General features: G+C 73.8%; 14 protein-coding genes. 2 read left to right on the top strand and 12 right to left on the bottom strand.

Features of this window, described 5'->3' with window-relative positions; all coding sequences use genetic code 11:
* Positions 1-332: 332 nt before the first annotated feature.
* The 10 genes from nudC to V1633_RS01025 all read right to left on the bottom strand — a co-directional run bounded on the left by nudC (position 333) and on the right by V1633_RS01025 (position 15,120).
* Positions 333-1,316 (bottom strand): NAD(+) diphosphatase, encoded by a 984-nt coding sequence (gene nudC, locus V1633_RS01070; protein ID WP_331212176.1) that lies wholly within the window; start codon positions 1,314-1,316, stop codon positions 333-335.
* On the bottom strand, positions 1,313-2,638 hold the full coding sequence (locus V1633_RS01065) for a M16 family metallopeptidase (RefSeq protein ID WP_331212175.1): 1,326 nt from the start codon (positions 2,636-2,638) through the stop codon (positions 1,313-1,315). The genes nudC and V1633_RS01065 overlap by 4 nt, the downstream gene beginning before the upstream one ends.
* Positions 2,635-3,948, bottom strand: coding sequence for a M16 family metallopeptidase (locus V1633_RS01060; RefSeq protein ID WP_331212174.1), 1,314 nt, complete (start codon positions 3,946-3,948; stop codon positions 2,635-2,637). Before V1633_RS01060 ends, V1633_RS01065 begins: the two co-directional genes overlap by 4 nt.
* Positions 3,949-4,030: 82 nt before the next feature.
* Positions 4,031-4,960, bottom strand: coding sequence for a hypothetical protein (locus V1633_RS01055; RefSeq protein ID WP_331212173.1), 930 nt, complete (start codon positions 4,958-4,960; stop codon positions 4,031-4,033).
* Positions 4,961-5,035: 75 nt separating this feature from the next.
* A complete protein-coding gene (locus V1633_RS01050) occupies positions 5,036-5,245 on the bottom strand; it encodes a hypothetical protein (RefSeq protein ID WP_331212172.1) in 210 nt (69 codons plus the stop codon).
* Positions 5,246-5,568: 323 nt separating this feature from the next.
* On the bottom strand, positions 5,569-7,050 hold the full coding sequence (locus V1633_RS01045) for a DEAD/DEAH box helicase (protein WP_407951934.1): 1,482 nt from the start codon (positions 7,048-7,050) through the stop codon (positions 5,569-5,571).
* Positions 7,051-7,245: 195 nt separating this feature from the next.
* On the bottom strand, positions 7,246-7,449 hold the full coding sequence (locus V1633_RS01040) for a cold-shock protein (protein ID WP_007072850.1): 204 nt from the start codon (positions 7,447-7,449) through the stop codon (positions 7,246-7,248).
* 231 nt (positions 7,450-7,680) lie between these two features.
* Positions 7,681-11,175 carry an ATP-dependent helicase gene (locus V1633_RS01035; RefSeq protein WP_331212171.1) on the bottom strand — a complete coding sequence of 1,165 codons (3,495 nt, stop codon included), beginning with the start codon at positions 11,173-11,175 and terminating at the stop codon, positions 7,681-7,683.
* Positions 11,172-14,669 carry an ATP-dependent helicase gene (locus V1633_RS01030; RefSeq protein ID WP_407951946.1) on the bottom strand — a complete coding sequence of 1,166 codons (3,498 nt, stop codon included), beginning with the start codon at positions 14,667-14,669 and terminating at the stop codon, positions 11,172-11,174. Before V1633_RS01030 ends, V1633_RS01035 begins: the two co-directional genes overlap by 4 nt.
* Positions 14,670-14,730: 61 nt before the next feature.
* Positions 14,731-15,120 (bottom strand): hypothetical protein, encoded by a 390-nt coding sequence (locus V1633_RS01025; RefSeq protein WP_407951933.1) that lies wholly within the window; start codon positions 15,118-15,120, stop codon positions 14,731-14,733.
* A 297-nt stretch (positions 15,121-15,417) separates the two neighbouring features.
* Here V1633_RS01025 and V1633_RS01020 point away from each other — a divergent pair, with 297 nt between their 5' ends.
* Both V1633_RS01020 and V1633_RS01015 read left to right on the top strand, forming a co-directional pair.
* On the top strand, positions 15,418-16,170 hold the full coding sequence (locus V1633_RS01020) for a helix-turn-helix domain-containing protein (RefSeq protein WP_331212399.1): 753 nt from the start codon (positions 15,418-15,420) through the stop codon (positions 16,168-16,170).
* Positions 16,158-16,352 (top strand): DUF397 domain-containing protein, encoded by a 195-nt coding sequence (locus tag V1633_RS01015; RefSeq protein WP_331212170.1) that lies wholly within the window; start codon positions 16,158-16,160, stop codon positions 16,350-16,352. Before V1633_RS01020 ends, V1633_RS01015 begins: the two co-directional genes overlap by 13 nt.
* Before the next feature lie 81 nt (positions 16,353-16,433).
* Here the strand turns inward: V1633_RS01015 and V1633_RS01010 are convergent, their stop codons facing one another.
* Both V1633_RS01010 and V1633_RS01005 read right to left on the bottom strand, forming a co-directional pair.
* Positions 16,434-16,940 (bottom strand): hypothetical protein, encoded by a 507-nt coding sequence (locus V1633_RS01010; protein WP_331212169.1) that lies wholly within the window; start codon positions 16,938-16,940, stop codon positions 16,434-16,436.
* A 39-nt stretch (positions 16,941-16,979) separates the two neighbouring features.
* Positions 16,980-17,354 (bottom strand): hypothetical protein, encoded by a 375-nt coding sequence (locus tag V1633_RS01005; RefSeq protein ID WP_331212168.1) that lies wholly within the window; start codon positions 17,352-17,354, stop codon positions 16,980-16,982.
* Positions 17,355-17,437 lie beyond the last annotated feature (83 nt).

Below are 17,437 nucleotides of genomic sequence, written 5' to 3'. Positions count from 1 at the left end.
CGGCCGGGCAACTTCGGCCCACAGCCCGAGCACCTGCCCCCACCGCCGGGCGGCCCGAACGTCGGTCCCCGCCCCGGCACCCTCGGTCCACGACTCGGCCTACCCACCTAGACGACCGTCGTCGGTCGGGCGGCTCCCCCGCCGCGTACCACGCCACACCCGGCCCCCGACGGCCCATGATCTTGGCCCGTGATCGTCGCGGCAACGACGGTCGCGGGCCAAGATTGTCCGGCCGCCGACCCCGGCCCGCTCAGCGGCCCCGGCCCGCCACGGTCGACACCCGTCGCACCGGCGTCATCGGGCCGGGTCGGACCCGCGTCGGCGCGGCGGCGTCACCGCGCCTCGTCGAGCCAGCGACGGATCAGGAACAACGCGATCGACGACGGCGGCGGCAGTCCAAGTCGAAGCCCCTCGCCGACCTCGACCCGCCCCCCGGCCAGCACGGCGCCGATGTCGCGACGGGTGAACCAACCGGCGTGGGCGATCTCCTCCGGATCCAGTCGCAGTGGTCGGTCGGGGTCGGCGAGAGCGGAGAAGCCGAGCATCAACGACCCGGGGAACGGCCAGGCCTGGCTGGCGACGTACCCGATGTGGTGCGGGACCAGGCCGACCTCCTCGGTCACCTCCCGGAGCACCGCGTCCTCCGCCGACTCGCCCGGTTCGACGTACCCGGCCAGGCAGGAGAACCGGCGTACGCCCTCGCTGGCCCGCCACGCCGCGTTGTTGCCGAGCAGGCAACGCCCCTCCGGACCCGGAACGCCGTCGTGCACCAGCACGATCATCGCCGGGTCGGTACGCGGCCAGAGCTGTTGCCCCGCCTCGTCCCGCCGCGTCCAGCCGGCGTCACCGATCGTCGTGGGCAGGCCGGTGACCGACGAGTACGGATGCCGCGCGTGCCAGTTGGAGAGCGCGATCGCGGTGGTGAGCAGCCCGGCGTCCCGGTCACTGAGCAGGTGCCCGATCTCGCGCAACCCCGCCGGCCGGGCCCCCTCGACCGTCGGCAACGGCGTGTCGACCGCGAACACCGGCACCCCGTCCGGCTCGACGCCGAGGAACAGCCGGGCCTCCGGATCGTTCGGCGGCACGTTCTCCGGACCGAAGAGCACCAACTCCGGCTTGTCGGTCGACGGTCCGACCAGCGTCCGCCCGCCGGCCGCCACGTCCACCACGAGCACCCGGGCCCGCTGCCAGGCCTCCGCCAGCCAGCGCTGGTCGGTCCGACGGTGGGCGGCCCGGTCGAGGGTGGACCGGGCCAGCGGCGGGTGGTCCTCCGGACCGGGCTCGGCGGTCGGACCGGGCGCCCCGGGGGACGTCACGATTCCACGGCCTCCGTCCGGACCGGTCCCAACACCGCCAACGGCGCCTCGATCCGACCCGCGTCGCCGAGCACCACACTGACCGCCCGGGACGGGGCCAGGTACGTCGCGGCGGCCTCCGCCACGTCGTCCCGGGTCACCTTCGCCAGCCGCGCCGCGTGTTCGGCGAGGTACTCCAGCCGCAACCCGGCACCGGCGTACGCGCTGGCCACGGCGGCGAGCCCGGCCTGGGTCGAGACGCCGAGCTGCAGGGTGCCGAGAGCGTACTGCCGGGCCTGCTCCAGCTCGTCCTCCTTCGGCGGCAGCGAGGCGAGCCGGCCCAGCTCGTAGACCGTCTCCAGCAGCGCCGGGCCGGTCACCTCGGTGGCCACCTCGGCGGCGACCACCAGCGCGGAACCGGCGACCGAGTGCTCGATCGTGGAGTGCGGCCCGTACGTGTACCCCTTGTCCTCGCGGATGTTCTCCACCCAGCGGGACGAGAAGTATCCGCCGAAGACGAGGTTGGACAGCTGCAACGCGGCGTGGTCCGGATGGGTGCGCGGCACCGCCGGCAACGCCATCCGCAGCGAGGACTGCACCGAACCGGGCCGGTCGACGACCAGCAGCGGCCCCGGCTCCAGCGGCGGCGTCGGGGGCAGCTCGCCGGGCGCGCCGTCCCCGGTCCAGTCGGCCAGCGCCCGCTCGGCGGCGTCCAACGCCCGGGCCGGTTGCACGTCGCCGACCAGCAGCAGGATCGCCCCGGTCGGACGCACCCGGTCGGTGTGCAGGGTACGCAGCGCGGCCGGCCGTACCGCCGCCACCTGCTCCGGCTCCGGCGTCTGCACCGCGTACGGGTGCTTGCCGTACATCCGCTTGAGCAGTGCCCGGCGGACCAGGTGGGACGGCTGGCTCTGGGCCATCCGGATCCCGTCGATCAGCCGGGACCGCTCGGTGGCGACCTCCTCGTTCGGGTACGTCGCCCCGGTCAGCACCTCGCCGAGCAGTTCCAGGATCCGGTCCAGCCCGGTGACCAGACCGGTGCCGGAGACCATCAGCCGGTCGGCGTCAAGTCCGGCGCTCAGCCCGCCGCCCACCTTCTGCAACTCGGCGGCGAGCTGCACCGAGGTCATCGTGCTGGTGCCGGAGAGCAGGGTCTGCGAGAGCATCAGCCCCCGGGCCAGGTTCGCCCGGCCGAACGGCAGCCAGAGCCGCACCTCGACCAGGGGCACGGCGGGCCGGCGGATGGCGATCACGGTCAGCCCGTTGGACAGGGTCCGCTCGACCGCCCGGGGCAGCTTCAGCTTGCGGTTCGGCCCGAGCGGGGGCAGCGTACGGATGGTCACCGGGCACCTCCACCGGGGACGACCTCGACGGCGGCCCGACGCTGCGGACGCAGGGTGGCGGCCGCCGCCCGCACCTGCTCCTCGGTGACCTCGCCGACCAGCCGGGGCAGTTCGCCGAGCAGTCCCGGATCGGCCCGCTGCTGCTCCAGCACCGCCATCTGCAACGCGCGCCCGAGCACCGCGTCGGTCTCCCGGAGCAGATGGGTGGCCATCCGGGCCTGGGTACGGGCCAGTTCGTCGGCGGCCAGCCCGTCGGAGGCCACCCGGTCCAGCTCCTCGTCGACGGTACGGAGCACCTTGTCCACGTCGCCGCCGGGCGGCAGGTGCGCCTGCAGCACCAGGGCGGTCGGGTCCCGTACGTCGAACGGGCTGCCCATCAGGCCGAGGTAGCCGCCGACGCTGGTCACCGTACGGTCCCGGAGCACCAGCCGCTCGACCAGCCGGGACGCGTCGCCGTCGGTGAGCACCTCGGCCAGCACCACGTACGGCAGGTAGCCGGTGAAGTCGGTGATCGGGTCCGGCACCCGCCAGGCCGCCGCCACCGCGGGCAGCGGCGCCAGCGCGTCGGTGTACGTCTCCCGGCGCTCACCGGTCAGGTCCGGCTCGGCGAAACTCGGCCGCCCCGGAGCCGGCCGGGCCGGCACGTCCCCGAAGTGCCGCTCGATCAGCGCGGTCGCCTCCGCCACGTCCAGGTCCCCACCGACCGCCAGTACGGCGTTGCCGCAGGCGTAGTAACGGTCGAAGAAGTCGGTCGCGTCGGCGATCGAGGCGCTCTCCAGATCCTGGAACGAACCGTAGCCGTCGTGCGCGTTCGGGAAGGTGCTGAACAGCACCGGCGGCAGCTTCAGCCAGGGGAAGCCGCCGTACGGCCGGTTCAGCACGTTGACCCGGATCTCCTCCTTGACCACGTCGACCTGGTTGCGCAGGTTCTCCTCGGTCAGCCGGGGGCCGCGCATCCGGTCCGCCTCCAGGAAGAGCGCCCGCTCCAGCGCGTTGCTCGGCAGCGTCTCCCAGTAGTCGGTGTAGTCCAGGTGGGTCGAGCCGTTGAAGGTGCCGCCGGCGCCCTGGATGTGCCTGAAGTGTGCGAGCTTCTCCAGGTTCTCCGAGCCCTGGAACATCAGGTGCTCGAAGAGGTGGGCGAAGCCGGTCCGTCCCTCCGGTTCCGACCGGATGCCGACGTCGTAGACGACCGCCACCCCTACCACCGGTGCACTGCGGTCCGGTGCCAGCACCACCCGCAGGCCGTTGTCGAGGGTGAACCGCTCGACCGGATGCTTCACCCCTGGAATTCTCGATCTTCCCGCCGCCACGAACCGACCCTAGCGCGTTCCCGTACCGTCGCGGGCGGCGTACCCGGTGGCGCGACGACGGGTGGGACGGGCGGGACGTGCCCTAGCCGACCTGGACCGAGTCGAGGACGTGGTCGACCACCCAGTCGAACTGCCGGTGGGTGCCGGGAATCGAGACGTAGAGCACCGCGGCGGTCGGCCGGCCCACGTCGATGCAGGCGATCGCCGCGAGTTCGTCGGTGGCCCGCAGGTCCGGCTGCGTGAAGTGCAGCCGGAACACGGTCACCCAGGCGGGACGACCGCCGACGGTGGTCCGCTCGTCCCGGATCGACTCGATCCGGTTCGGCTGCGGGTAGTACTCGGCGCGGGCGTCGCTGGCCACCTGCCGGCCGACACACTCCAGGTCGAAGGTGAGGGCGTCGTTCTCGGCCGCCGGCACCGCCGCGGAGAGGATCGAGGCGTGGTAGTCACTGAACCCGTCGTACGCCTCTTCGGTGACGAAGTGCTGCCCGACCTTGTACGGCACCTGCAGGCTGCCCGCGTTCCACACGGCACGCCACAGTTCCCAGGGCGCCCCGTAGGTGGCGTACGAGATGCCGGCGTCGCGGTCGACGGTCCGCTCGCCGTCCACCGGCCTGCCCGGCGCGTTCGGCGGCACCCGGGGTGCCGGTACGGGATCGGCCGGCGGCTCGCTCGGTGCCGCGGAACCGGCCAGCGGCGGGCACTTGCGGGCCAGCGGCGGCCGGACGTCCTCCACCGCCTCCGGCTTGCTCTGAAACGGGCTCGCGCCCTGACTGCCGGTCAGGGTCATCGCGAGCACCACCACGAGGCCGATCACCAGTACGGCGCCGGCCGCACCGCCGAACCACCAGAGCCTGCGGCGGTCCCAGCCACCACCGGGTGGTCCCGGCGGCGGCGGTGACGGTGGCCCGGCCTGCGGTGCGGGCGGTGTACCCAGTCGGGTCACCGCACCCGCCGCCCAGGCGGATCCGGGCTGAGCCTGGGAACCACTCGGCGGAGGGGTGAGGTTCACCGGCATTCCTCTAGTGAACACCACCGGTGCGGGCCGCTGGCGAACCCCACCGGCACGGGGCCGGACGGCGCCGGCTCAACCGTTGCTGGCGGCGCTGACCCCACCGGTTCCGGGCGGCCCGCCCGGCGAGTGGACCTCCACCACCTCCGCCTCGGCGGAACCACCGGCGGCCATGCCGTACCAGGGGGTGAAGGCGACCAGGATGGCGAGCAGCAGTCCACACACGGCGAGCGCGAGTACCACCAGGATTTCCCGAACCGAGCCCGCCCCGAAACTCACGGTCATGACAACCTCCCACCGCGACCTCCCCGCTGGCCGCTGGATCCCCAGGACAGGATGACCCGCCAGGAGTCGATCCACAGTCGCCCATCGGACCCGATCGGGTGTATTCGCGGACATAACTGGGCTGGCCGATCGGAGACGGCGGGCGGCCCGCCCGGCGCGCCGGGCGGGCAGGTGACGGTGTGAGGGCCGGGTGACGCCGAACCGGTGTCAGAAAGCACGACGCGGGCCGCCTGGGCGGCTGCCGGAGGCAGTGCCAGGCGGCCCGACGTGACGGTGCGGGCAACTGTGTCAGGCGCCCCGACGTGACCGCCCGGGCAGCTGTGTCAGGCGGCCCGGCGGGGACCGCGCGGGCGGGGTGGCCGGCCGGTCGACCGGGCCGCCGAGAACGCCGCCGCGGACCGGTGCGTTCCCGTGGTGCCGGACCGGGTCGACGCCGCGCTCTGGGCCTGTGTCGACGCCGTACCGGTGCCGCGCACCGGAGCGGCGCCCTGGGTACGGGACGACGACGCCCCGTGTGCCCGGGAGGCACCCGCCCCGGCCTTCCGCGACGACCGGCCGGACCGGGACGCCGACGGCGACGGGTTCGGGGCCGTCGGCGGGGTGACCGGCACGCCGGACGGCATCCGCGCCCCGGTGACCCGGACCAGCGCCTCGTCACCGGGGCGGACCCGGACCGTCTCCGGCCGGATCCCGGCGGTGTTCATCAGCGAGGCCACCTCCCGACGCTGCTCGGGCAGGACCAGGGTGACCACCCGGCCCGACTCACCGGCCCGCGCGGTACGGCCGCCCCGGTGCAGGTAGTCCTTCGCCTCGGTCGGCGGGTCCACGTTCACCACCAGGTCGAGCCCGTCGACGTGGATGCCACGCGCCGCCACGTCGGTCGCCACCAGAGCGGTGACCTGGCCGGCACGGAACTGCTCCAGAGTGCGGGTCCGCTGCGGCTGGGACTTGCCACCGTGCAGCGCCGCCGCCCGTACGCCGCTGGTCAGCAGCTGTCGGGCGAGCCGGTCGGCCCGGTGCTTGGTGCCGACGAACATGATCACCCGGCCGTCGCGGGCCGCGATCTGGGTCGTCGCCACACCCTTGTCCTCGGCGTCGACCTGCAGCACGTGGTGTGTCATCGCGCTGACCGTGGCGGTCGCCGGGTCCACGGAGTGGGTCACCGGATCGGTGAGGAAGCGGCGGACCAGCCGGTCGACGCCACGGTCCAGGGTGGCCGAGAAGAGCATTCGCTGCCCGTCCGCTGCCACCTGCCGCAGCAGGTCGGTGACCTGCGGCAGGAAGCCCATGTCAGCCATCTGGTCGGCCTCGTCCAGCACCGTGACGGCGACCTGGTCGAGCCGGCAGTCGCCCCGGTTGACCAGGTCTGCGAGCCGACCGGGGGTGGCGATGACCACCTCCGCGCCGGCCCGCAGCGCGTCGGCCTGCCGGACCAGCGACAGCCCGCCGACCACGGTGGCGCAGCGCAGACCGACCGCGCTGGCGTACGGGGCCAGTGCGGTGGTCACCTGCTGGGCCAACTCCCGGGTGGGGACCAGGACCAGGGCGAGCGGGGACCGGGGGCGGGCCTTGCGGCCGGCGGTCCGGGACAGCAGGGGAAGCCCGAAGGCGAGGGTCTTGCCGGAGCCGGTACGGCCCCGGCCGAGCACGTCCCGACCAGCCAGCGAGTCCGGGAGGGTCGCTGACTGGATCGGGAACGGCTCGACGATGCCGTTCGCGGTCAACGCGGCGTGCAGGCCGGAGGCCAGCGACGCGTCCGCGAACGAAGTGATGGGACGGATGGAATCGACGGTACGAGGCAACACGGAACCTTCCTGACAGCGGCACGTGTCGAGGAAGGCGACCGGTGACCAGGGCCGGGGCGTCGTCGCCGCCCGCAGCGTACTGGCCCGGTGGCCGTGGGCACGGACCGGGAAAATACGCGGATGCCAGCCCGGCCTGGGGCACGGGCTGGCCGCGTCACCACCCCCGGGTTCGGGTGTGGTGGTGGAGCCTGGGGCTCAGAGCGGGCGGATGTTCTCCGCCTGCGGGCCCTTCTGACCCTGGGTGATCTCGAACTCCACGCGCTGGTTCTCGTCCAGGCTCCGGTAGCCCGAGCTCTGGATGGCGGAGAAGTGCGCGAAGACGTCGGCGCCGCCGCCGTCCGGGGTGATGAAGCCGAAGCCCTTGTCAGCGTTGAACCACTTCACGGTGCCAATTGCCATGTGTTTCGTCTCCTGACGGAACGTCTCGGACCGCACCTTACGGCCCGAAAGTCGCCCACGCGGCAAGCGTGAGCTGCTGTCGCCCTGGTCGCCCCGCCCGGAGAACTCCGGACACAACAAAGAGCGCCTACGGTCACAATCCCGCAGGCGCACACAGAGTCTCTGGGAACCAAAACTGCAACGTAGCCAACGCTAGCACATCTTCGCGCGCCGCACCCGGTTTCCGCAGGATCAGTTTGCCGAGTCCGCCTCCGGCAGCTGGGCGACCAGGGCGGCGAGCCCGTCGGCGTCGAGTAGATCCGCCGGACGTACGGTCACGTTCTCCCGGACGTAGTGGAAGGCCGCGCGGACCCGGTCGACGGGTACCCCGGCCAACTCCGCCCAGGCCAACCGGTACGCGGCCAACTGCACCGCCGCCGCGTCCGCCTCCGCCCCGGACGGCTGTCGACCGGTCTTCCAGTCGACCACGTCGTACCGCCCGCCCGGCGCGCCGAAGACCGCGTCCATCCGCCCCCGTACCAGCAGCCCACCGACCACCGTGGCGAACGGCACCTCCACCTCGACCGGGGTACGGTCCGCCCACTCGCTGGCCAGGAAACGCTCCTGCAGTTCGGCGAGTACCTCGTCGGGTGCGGCGTCCGCGTCCTCGGCCCCCGGCAACTCGTCGATGTCGAGCAGCCGGTCGGCGCCGTACCGCTGTTCGAGCCAGGTGTGGAAGGCGGTACCGCGCCGGGCGTGCGGTTCCGGCCGGGCCGGCATCGGCCGGCGCAGGGTACGGGCCAGTCCCGCCGGGTCGCGGCGCAACGCGACCAGTTGGGAGACGGAGAGATGCTCGGGCAGCGCCACCTCGACCGGGCCGGCGCGATGCAGCAGCGCGTCCCGTTCGGCGAGCAGCAGATCCGCCTCCCGGCGCCAGGCCGCCGCGACGGCCGCCGCCTCCGGGTCCACCGCCGGCAGCGGGCTGTCGTCCACCGGGTCCGTCTCCCCGGCCTCCCGAGCCGCGTCCGTTTCCCCGGCCTCCCGGGCCGGGTCCGTCTCCCCGCCCTCCCCGACCTCCGGTGACCGTTCGTCGGGTTCCTCGGACATCAGCCGGCGGACCAGGGCGGCCGCCTCGGCCAGGGCAGGCCGACGGGTGCCGAGCGGATCGCCTGGCCACTCGGCCCGGAGTACCACCTCGGTAGTCGGGTTGGTCGCGTCGGCGGCCGGCTCCGGCGTCCAGGCGTCGACCACCAGACCACTGCCGCCACCGTCCCCGTCCGGCGTGCCGACGCACCAGTCGTACACCTCGCGGAGGAAGACCGACGGGCCACGGGGGCGTTTTGTCCCCTCCCCCCACCAGTAGCCGGAGCAGAGCAGCAACCGACGCGGGCGGGTCACCGCGACGTACGCCAGCCGCCGTTCCTCCCGCTCGTCGTGTGCCCGCCAGTCGTCCGCGAAGGTGGCCAGCGCCCGGGCCACCCCCTTCTGGTCCTCGACCTCGTCCAGCGCCAGCCTCGGCAGCCCGTCCGCGTCGCCACGCAGCGGGAACGGCAGCACCCCCAACCCCTGGAGGTAGTGGTCGGAGGCACGGGCCGCGCCCGGCCACACACCCCGGCTCAGCCCGGCGACCGAGACCACGTCCCACTCCAGGCCCTTGGCGGCGTGTGCGGTGAGGATCTGCACCGCGCCCTCGACCACCTCGACCTCGCCCGGCGAGAGGCCACGCTCCTCGTCCTCGGCGGCGGCGAGATAGGCGAGGAAGGCGTGCAGCGGCGCCCCACCGGTGTCACCGGCGAACCGGGCCGCCACGTCGCCGAGCGCGTCGAGGTGTCCGCGCGCCAGCCCGGCGTCCCCACCCCGGCCGTCGCTGCCGGCCCGGACCGCCACCTCCACGTCCAGCCCCATGGTCCGCTCGACGTCGGCGAGCAGGTCCGGCAGCGGCTGGTCCAGGCGGTGCCGGAGCAGGCCGAGTTCCCGGGCGTACGCGCGCAACCGGGCGTAACCCTCCGCGGAGTACAACTGTGCCGGTCCCAGGTCGGCGAGCGCCTCGACCAGGGTCGCCTCGTCCAACCGGTCGGTGACGATCTCCGGCTCGTCGTCGGTCCGGGGCAGGGCCCGACGGGCGGCGGCGATCGCGTTCGCCCGACGGTGCAACGCGACCAGGTCCCGGGGTCCGATCCGCCAACGCGCCCCGGTCAGCAGCCGGAGCAGCGCGGCCCCGTCCGTCGGGTCGGAGAGCACCCGCAGCGTGCAGACCACGTCCCGGACCTCCGGGGTGTCCAGCAGCCCGCCGAGGCCGACCACCTCGACCGGCAGCCCCCGCTCCCGCAGCGCCGCCTCGATCGCCGGGATCTGGCTGCGCAGCCGGACCAGTACGGCCGTGGTCGGCCGACGTTCCAGCGGGATGTGCTCCGGCAACACGTCCGGCATCCGCGCCGCGCCCCGCCAGGCCGCCAGCACACTGTCCGCGATCCACTCGGCCTCGTCGGCGTACGTCTCCAGCAGCGCGCAGTGCACGGTGCCGCCGGGGCGTCCCCGCCCGGTCCGGGCCGGGATCTCCTCGTCGACCCGGAACGCGGCGCCGAGTTCGGCCACCCGGGCCCCGGCGGCCCGCAGCGGCGCGGCGAGCCCGTTCGCGACGTCCAGGATCTGCGGTCGGTTGCGCCAGCTCGTGGTGAGGGTACGGATCTGGGCCGGTTCACCGCCCGGCCCGGCGAACTCGGACGGGAACCGGTCCAGGGTGCCGGCGCTGGCGCCCCGCCAGCCGTAGATGGACTGGCACGGGTCGCCGACCGCGGTCACCGGGTGGCCGCCGCCGTACAGCGAGTGCAGCAGCACCACCTGGGCGTGGCTGGTGTCCTGGTACTCGTCGAGCAGCACCACCCGGTAGCGACCCCGCTCGATCGCACCGACCTCGGGATGGTCCCGGGCCACCAGTGCGGCCCGGGCCAGCTGGTCGCCGAAGTCCATCGCCTCGAAGTCCTGCTTACGCAGGTCGTACGCGCGGATGATGGGCAGCAGTCGGAGCCGGAGTTGCTGGATGTGCAGCGCCTTGCGGACGTCGGCGTAGACCCGGCCGGGGCGGGACTGCACGTCGGCGAAGAACCGGCCGGTCCAGCCCGCCAGCTCGTCCGGGGTGACCAGGTGCTCGGCCAGGTCACCGGCGAGCGCGAGAACGGCGTCGGTGACCGTGCTCGGCATCCGTTCCACCTCGGACATGTCGCCGTCGTGGTTGCGGACCAGCAGATCGACGAGCTGCCACCGGGACGCCTCGGTGAGCAGCCGGGTGGACGGTTCGTAGCCGGCCCGCAGCCCGTGCTCGGTGACGATCCGGGCCGCGTACGAGTGGTAGGTCGCCACGGTCGGCTCACCGCCGAGCGGGTCGCCGGCGACGTCCCGGCTGTCCCGGCCGAGTCGGCGCACCAACTGACCGAGCCGGGTACGGATCCGGGTACCGAGTTCACCGGCGGCCTTGCGGGTGAAGGTGAGCCCGAGGATCTGCCCGGGTTGGACGTACCCGTTCGCGACCAGCCAGACCACCCGGGCGGCCATTGTCTCGGTCTTGCCGGAGCCGGCGCCGGCGACCACCAGCAGGGGTTCCACCGGGGCGGCGATGATCTCCGCCTGCTCCACGGTGGGTGCCGGCAGCCGGAGCAGCCGGGCCAGTTCGACCGGGGTGAACCGGGGTCCGGCGTCCACGACGCGGCGCCGTGGCGCCGTCGCCGGAAACAACGACGGCTGGGTCACCGGCTGCCTCCGCCACGCTGCTCCGGCGGCCGCTGGCCACCACCCGGCCGCCACCGCGTCGGTGGCTCGACGACCTGACGTCCCTGTCCGGAAACGGGGCAACTGGTCCGGACCGGGCAGACCCGGCACTTCGAGTTCGCCACGGCCGAGAACGTCGCCGCGGCCATGGTCTCGGCGGTACGCCTGACCATGGCCTGGGCCCAGCCGGCCTCCTCGCCCTCGCCCGGTGGCGGGGGCTGGACCTGCTCCTTCGCGTCCTTCGTCGGGGTGCCGAGCTGCACCAGCGCGGCGCCACCGGACTCCGCGCCGACCCCGAGGTCGGCGAAGGCACCCGCCTCGACCGCCGCCTGGTACGCGCCGAGCTGCGGATGCTCGTTGATCTCGCTCGCGCTCACCGCCGTCGACCGGCCGGTCTTCAGGTCGATCACCACGAGCCGACCCTCGTCGTCCACCTCCAGCCGGTCCACCCGGCCGGTCAGCTCGATCGGCCGCTTCGGGTCGTCGAGGCGTACCGCGAACTCGTGCTCGATCGCGAGCAGCCGGCGGGGGTTGCCGGCCAGCCACCGCAGCAGCTTGTCGACCATCACCTCGGCACGGGCCCGTTCCGGCCCGGCCAGCCAGCGGGCGGCCAGCTCGATCATGTCGAACCGGGCGGTGACGTACTCCAGCAGCTTGCCCTTGTCGACGCTGGCGTCCTCGGCGAGCATCGCGGCCGCGTGCACCAGGTTGCCCACCCCCTGGGCCGAACTGGCCGGCGCCTTCCCACCGTGCCGCTCCAGCAGCCAGCGCAGGCTGCACCGCAACGCGCTCTCCATCCCCGACGGCGTCACCCGGACCGGCTCCCCGTCATCCACCAGCGGACGGTCGTCGGAGAGCGGCCGCAGCCCCCACCAGTCGTCCGGATGCGCCCCCGGTACTCCCGCCCGGGCCAGTCGGGCCAGTTCCGCCGCCGCCGCGTGCCGCCGGGCCGGCGACGACTCCGGGTCGGCAAGCGCGGTACGCAGCTCCGCCACCAGTGCCGACAGCGTCAACGCCCTCGGCACAGGTGTAAGGAAGGGCCCCCTCTTATCGCTTTCTGTATAAAAAGGGCCCCCTCCTAACACCTCACCCGAGTCGGTGGCCGGGGTATCCGGCGTCAACTCGGCCGGGGCGTCGGCCGACGGCTCGGCCGTCAGCTCGGCCGGGGAGTCCGGGGAGTCGGCCGACGGCTCGGCCGGGGAGTCGGCGTTCTCCACCGCCGGGCCGAGTTCGTAGAGGAAACGGCTCGGCTGCTCCTCCTGGTCGGCGACCCCGACCGCCGCCGAGGCGACCGCGCTGACCAGCAGTCGGCGCCGGGCCCGGGTGGTGGCGACGTAGAAGAGCCGCCGTTCCTCGTCGAGCATCGCCGAGGTCTGCCCGACCAGGCTGGCCGCCAGCCCGGCCCCGTCACCGCGCCCGGCCAGTACGTCGACCAGCCGCTCCGAGCCGAGCAGGGTGCCCCGCAGCCGCAGGTCGGGCCAGATCCCCTCCTGTACGCCGGCGATCGCGACCAGGTCCCACTCCAGTCCCTTGGCCGCGTGCGCGGTGAGCAGGCGTACCGCCTCGCCCCGGTCGGCGCTCGGGGCGAGGGTGTCGGCCGGCAACTGCTGCCCGAGCACGTGGTCGAGGAAGACCTCGGTACGCGCACCGGGCAGCCGGTCGACGAATCGCGCGGCGGCGTCGAAGAGTACGACGATCGCGTCCAGGTCCCGGTCGGCCGCCGCCGCCCGCCAGCGCAGTCCGCTGTCCGCCGCCCCGGTGGCGGTACGGGCCCGGGCCAGCGCGCCGGCCCAGCGTTCCGCGAGCCCGCTGGCCCGCCAGACCGCCCAGAGCACGTCCTCGGCGGTCGCCCCGGGCGCGGTGGCGGCCTCCCGGGCGGCGGCGAGCAGGGTGGCGACCGCCTTCGCCGGTTCGGCCCAGCGCCGCTCGACGGCGATCAGGTCGGTCGGGTCGCGGAGCGCCTCGACCAGCAGGTCTCCGGAGGGGCGCCGGTCGCCGCCGGCCAGGGCGAGGGCCCGCAGCCCCTGCCGCAGCCGTCGTTCGGCGAGCGGGTCGGCGCCGCCGAGCGGCGAGTGCAGCAGCGCCACCGCCGCCTCCTCGTCGAGCCGCTCCGGTTCGAGGGCGCAGCGCAGGAGCAGCAGCAGCGGCGCGACCGCCGGCTGGGAGTGCAGGGGCAGGTCCTCGGCGTGCACCACGGTCGGCACCCCGACGGTGTGCAGGGCGCGTTGCAGCGGCGGCAGTTGCAGCGTGGTGGAGCGGAGCAGCACGGCCATCCGTGACCAGGGCACCCCGTCCAGCAGGTGCGCGGCGCGCAGCGTGTGCGCCAGGTACGCCGCCTCGCTGGTCCCGGAGCGGAAGGTGCGGACCTCGACGCTGCCGGGCGGGACGTCGGGCGCCGGGACCAGGTCACGGTGGCCGACCGGACCACGCAGTCGGCGGGCCAGCCGCCGGGTCGCGTCCAGCGGGCCTGCCCCGGCCCGGTACGACGTACGCAGCGTCAGGGTCCGGGCGATGGCGCCGGAGGCGGTCCGGAACCGGTGCGCGAAGGTGCCGACGATCGCCGGGTCGGCGCCCCGGAAGGCGTACGTCGACGAGTCCGGGTCACCGAAGGTGACGAGTGACTTGCCGCCGCCGGCGACGAGTTCGAGCAGTTCGATCTGGGCCGGGTCGGTGTCGGCGAGTTCGTCGACGTAGACGTGGGTGAGGCGGTCGCGTTCGGCGGCGAGCAGTTCGGGGTCGTCGGTGAGCAGACCGCTGGCGGCCCGGACCAGCTCGGCCGGGTCGTAGGCGACCGAGCCCCGGTTGCTGACGTCGCGCAGGGCGAGCACGGCGACGTACTGCCGGAGGAAGCGGGCGGCGGCCGGCCAGTCGGCGCGGCCGAACTTCTCGCCGAGCCGGGCCAGTTCGACCGGGCCGATGCCCCGTTCGGCGGCCCGCATCAGCAGGTCGCGGAGCTGTTGCGCGAAGGCTCGGGTACGCAGCGCCGGCCGCAGTTCCTCGGGCCAGCCGACCGGATCCTCGATCTCCCCGGTGTCGTCGCCCTCCTCCAGCCCGACGACGCCGAGCAGTTCCCGGATGATCAGGTCCTGTTCCGGTCCGGTGAGCAGCCGGGGCGAGGGTTCGCCGCGTTCGGCCGCCGCCCGGCGGAGCAGGCCGAAGGCGTACGCCGGAAAAGTCCTGACCAGCGGTTCGTGCAGTACCCGGCGGGTGCCGGCGGCGATCCGGGCCTCGATCCGGTGCCGCAGCGTGGTGGCGGCACGTCGGCCGAAGGTCAGCACCAGGATCCGTTCCGGGTCCACCCCCTCGGCGACCCGGGCGGCGACCGCCTCGACCAGGGTGCCGGTCTTGCCGGTGCCTGGTCCACCGAGGACCAGCAGGGGTCCGTCGGTGTGCGCGACGACCTCTTCCTGGGCAGCGTCGGGCAGCCGTACCGGCCCAGCCTCGGCCGGCCGACGGACCAGCCGGTACGCCTGCACGCCGCCCATCACACCATGTCGCTCCGACGTGATCTCGGCAGGCACGGCCGGAAAGTGGCGCTCATGGATCGTCGGCCGACCCCCGACCGTCATCCGGTGGCACTGCGCCACCATCGGGTGACAGCCAGCCGAGGAACCGTACGGTGAGCGCGGCGGCGTCCACGCCGGGTGCCGTCTCCGCGAGGTCCCGCCGCGCGTGTCGCAGGTGTGCGGTCAGGTGGCGCCGCAGGCCGGCCGGGTCGTCCTGGTAGAGCCGGGTCAGCACCAGGCGCGCGGTCGGGCAGGGCCAGTGCGCGGCGCAGGTGCGGCAGCGGTACGTCGGCCGCATCGGCGTGTGCGGTCGGCGGCGCGCGAGCGGCGGGTTCACCGGCGCAACCCGGGCCAGGCCGGTCCCCGGTTTGTCGGCCGTGTCAGGGGTACGTCGTCCGGGCAGCGCCAGCGCAGTCCGCATCGGCAGTGTCGCCACAGTCGCCGCCAGTCCCGCCGGTGCTGTTCTGGCTTCCCGCTTCCCCACCGCATGCCGAGTCTCCTCTCGTCTCTCGTCCCGAGGTCGAACGGGTTATGGGAGCGGGGACCACCCCGGTTTCGGGGGAGGGCCGTCGGGGCGGTCCCCGCGCGGTTCCGTCCGGGTGTTTGCCGCCACGGCCGAACGGTTCCGCTCACCAAGAGCCTGCGAGTTGTGGTCGGACAATCACACCGCGTACGGGTATGGTGGCGGACATCCAAGACGTCCAATGAAAGGGTGACGGTGAACGAGGCCGTACGGCGGGCGATGGCCGAGTTGGGCGAGACCGCCGAGTCGCTGGCGGAGAAGTTGGGGGTTGATTCGAAGACGGTGGGCCGGTGGGTCAGCCCGGGTCGGATCCCGCAGCCGCGGCACCGGACGGCGGCCGCCGAGGCGCTCGGTCGGGACGTGGAGGAACTCTGGCCGGAGGCGCTGCGCCGCCGGGATCTGCCCTGGTTCCGGCCGTGGGCGGAGATCGAGCGGGACGCGACCGCCCTACGCTCGTTCCAGAACTCGGTGATCCCCGGCCTGCTGCAGACCGAGGCGTACGCCCGGGCGGTGTTGGGCAGCGGTCCGCTCGGCGGCGACGAGGTGGACAGTCACGTGGCCACCCGGCTCAAGCGGCAGGTCAACGTCTTCGACCGGCCCCGGCCGCCGCTGACCGTGTTTGTCGTCGACGAGATGGCCCTGCGCCGGGGCCATCCGGAGATCATGCACCCGCAGCTCGACCACCTGGTCGAGATGGCCCAGCGGCCGTTCGTGATGGTGCACGTGCTGCCGCTGCACGCCGGCCTGCACCCCGGTCAGGCCGGCGCGTTTGTGCTGGCCAGCCTGGACGGCCGGCCCGACGAGGCGTACCTGGACGACCAGGCGGAGGGGCGGGTCAGTAGCAAGCACGTTGCCGGGCTCTGGCGCACCTGGGACACTCTGAGGTCACTGGCACTGCCACGCGACCAGTCGATCGCACTGTTGAGGGCACGAGAATGGCTGACCTGACCGGCGCCCGTTGGCGCACCAGCACCCGGAGCAGCTCCAACGGCGGAGACTGTGTCGAGGTGGCCGACAACCTGCCCGGCCGCGTACTGGTCCGGGACAGCAAGGACCGCGCCGGCGGCACCCTCGTCTTCACCCCGACCGTCTGGCGCTCCTTCGTCGTCACCTTGACCGACCAGGCGTAACCCGTCCCGGGCCCCGCAGGCCACAGCCTCCCCCGGCACGTCAGCCGGGTGGCGCACCCGCCGAGCGAGCCGCGGCTCGGGCTACCACGGCCACTCTCCCCGCATGTCCTCGGCCCGCTCGCCGGGCCACACCACGAACACCTGGTCCGCCGAGTCGTCGTGGACCAGCAGCGGCCCCGCCGCCGAGGTCAGCGCACACATCACACGCAGCACGGCAAGCGTGTTCGGCTTACGGAACGACACCCCCGCCACGGCGGCGTCGATCGGCAACGGCTGTCCATGACGCTCTTGCCCGGCGACATGAAGGCTGACCTCACCCAGATCCGGTCCCTCCTCGATCCCGCAGGTCCCGGCGTCCGGACATCTGGGTAGTGCCGAACCAGCGGCCAGGCCGTCAACCTCGAACCATGCCGTGCCGTGACACCCGGCGGCACGTAAGGCGTCGAGGACATCTCCGACCCGGGCCGGCGGCGTCGGCTCCGGCGGCTGATCGGGCAGGTCCCGCACCGAACCTGCGGAAGCCGCCCACTCCCACCCGCCGTCGGAGGCGACGTGGTGCAGCGGCATGGCATACAGCGACCAGCTCACTCCCACATCCTGCCCGCCAGTCGGACGGCGGCCCGCCCGTCACCGGCTCCGGAACCGTTGCGCGAGGTCACGGTGCCGCCTGGCGGCCAGAGCGGCCTGGTCGGCGGTGACCACACTGCCCGGCATCCGGCCCAACTGCTCGACCTGGTCGGCGAAACGCAGGTGTTCCTGGTGCGCGTGTTCGCGGCAGGCGAGGCAGGTGACGCTCTCCGGGCGGGACGAGGTCATCGCGTACGGCACCTGGCGCCCGCAGCCGGTGCTGACCACGGCCGGCGCGTCAGCCACCAGCCCGAACGTCGACGCGAGCAGGCCCCGTACGTCGTAACCGGCCCGGGCCGCCCGCTGCTGGACGTGGATGTGGGGATCGGTCTCGCCCATCTGGTCGGCGCCTCCACCCGAGTCGTCGTACCGCACGTCGTACCACGATCCAGGCTAGTGTCCCGGCCGCTGCTCGCCGGCTGTCGATCCGGGCCGCACACCTCGGCGACGTCCGACCG

Origin of the sequence: Plantactinospora sonchi (assembly GCF_036422035.1) — a bacterium.
Classification (GTDB): domain Bacteria; phylum Actinomycetota; class Actinomycetes; order Mycobacteriales; family Micromonosporaceae; genus Plantactinospora; species Plantactinospora sonchi.
The sequence above is the reverse complement of the archived record's forward strand: the minus strand, read 5'-3'. Positions and strand labels throughout refer to the sequence as shown.

Excerpts from the sequence above, each read along its gene's own strand:
- V1633_RS01050 (WP_331212172.1), bottom strand. The coding sequence starts at position 5,245 with ATGACCGTGAGTTTCGGGGCGGGCTCGGTTCGGGAAATCCTGGTGGTA.
- V1633_RS01015 (WP_331212170.1), top strand. The coding sequence starts at position 16,158 with ATGGCTGACCTGACCGGCGCCCGTTGGCGCACCAGCACCCGGAGCAGC.
- V1633_RS01040 (WP_007072850.1), bottom strand. The coding sequence starts at position 7,449 with ATGGCAATTGGCACCGTGAAGTGGTTCAACGCTGACAAGGGCTTCGGC.
- V1633_RS01025 (WP_407951933.1), bottom strand. The coding sequence starts at position 15,120 with ATGCGGACTGCGCTGGCGCTGCCCGGACGACGTACCCCTGACACGGCC.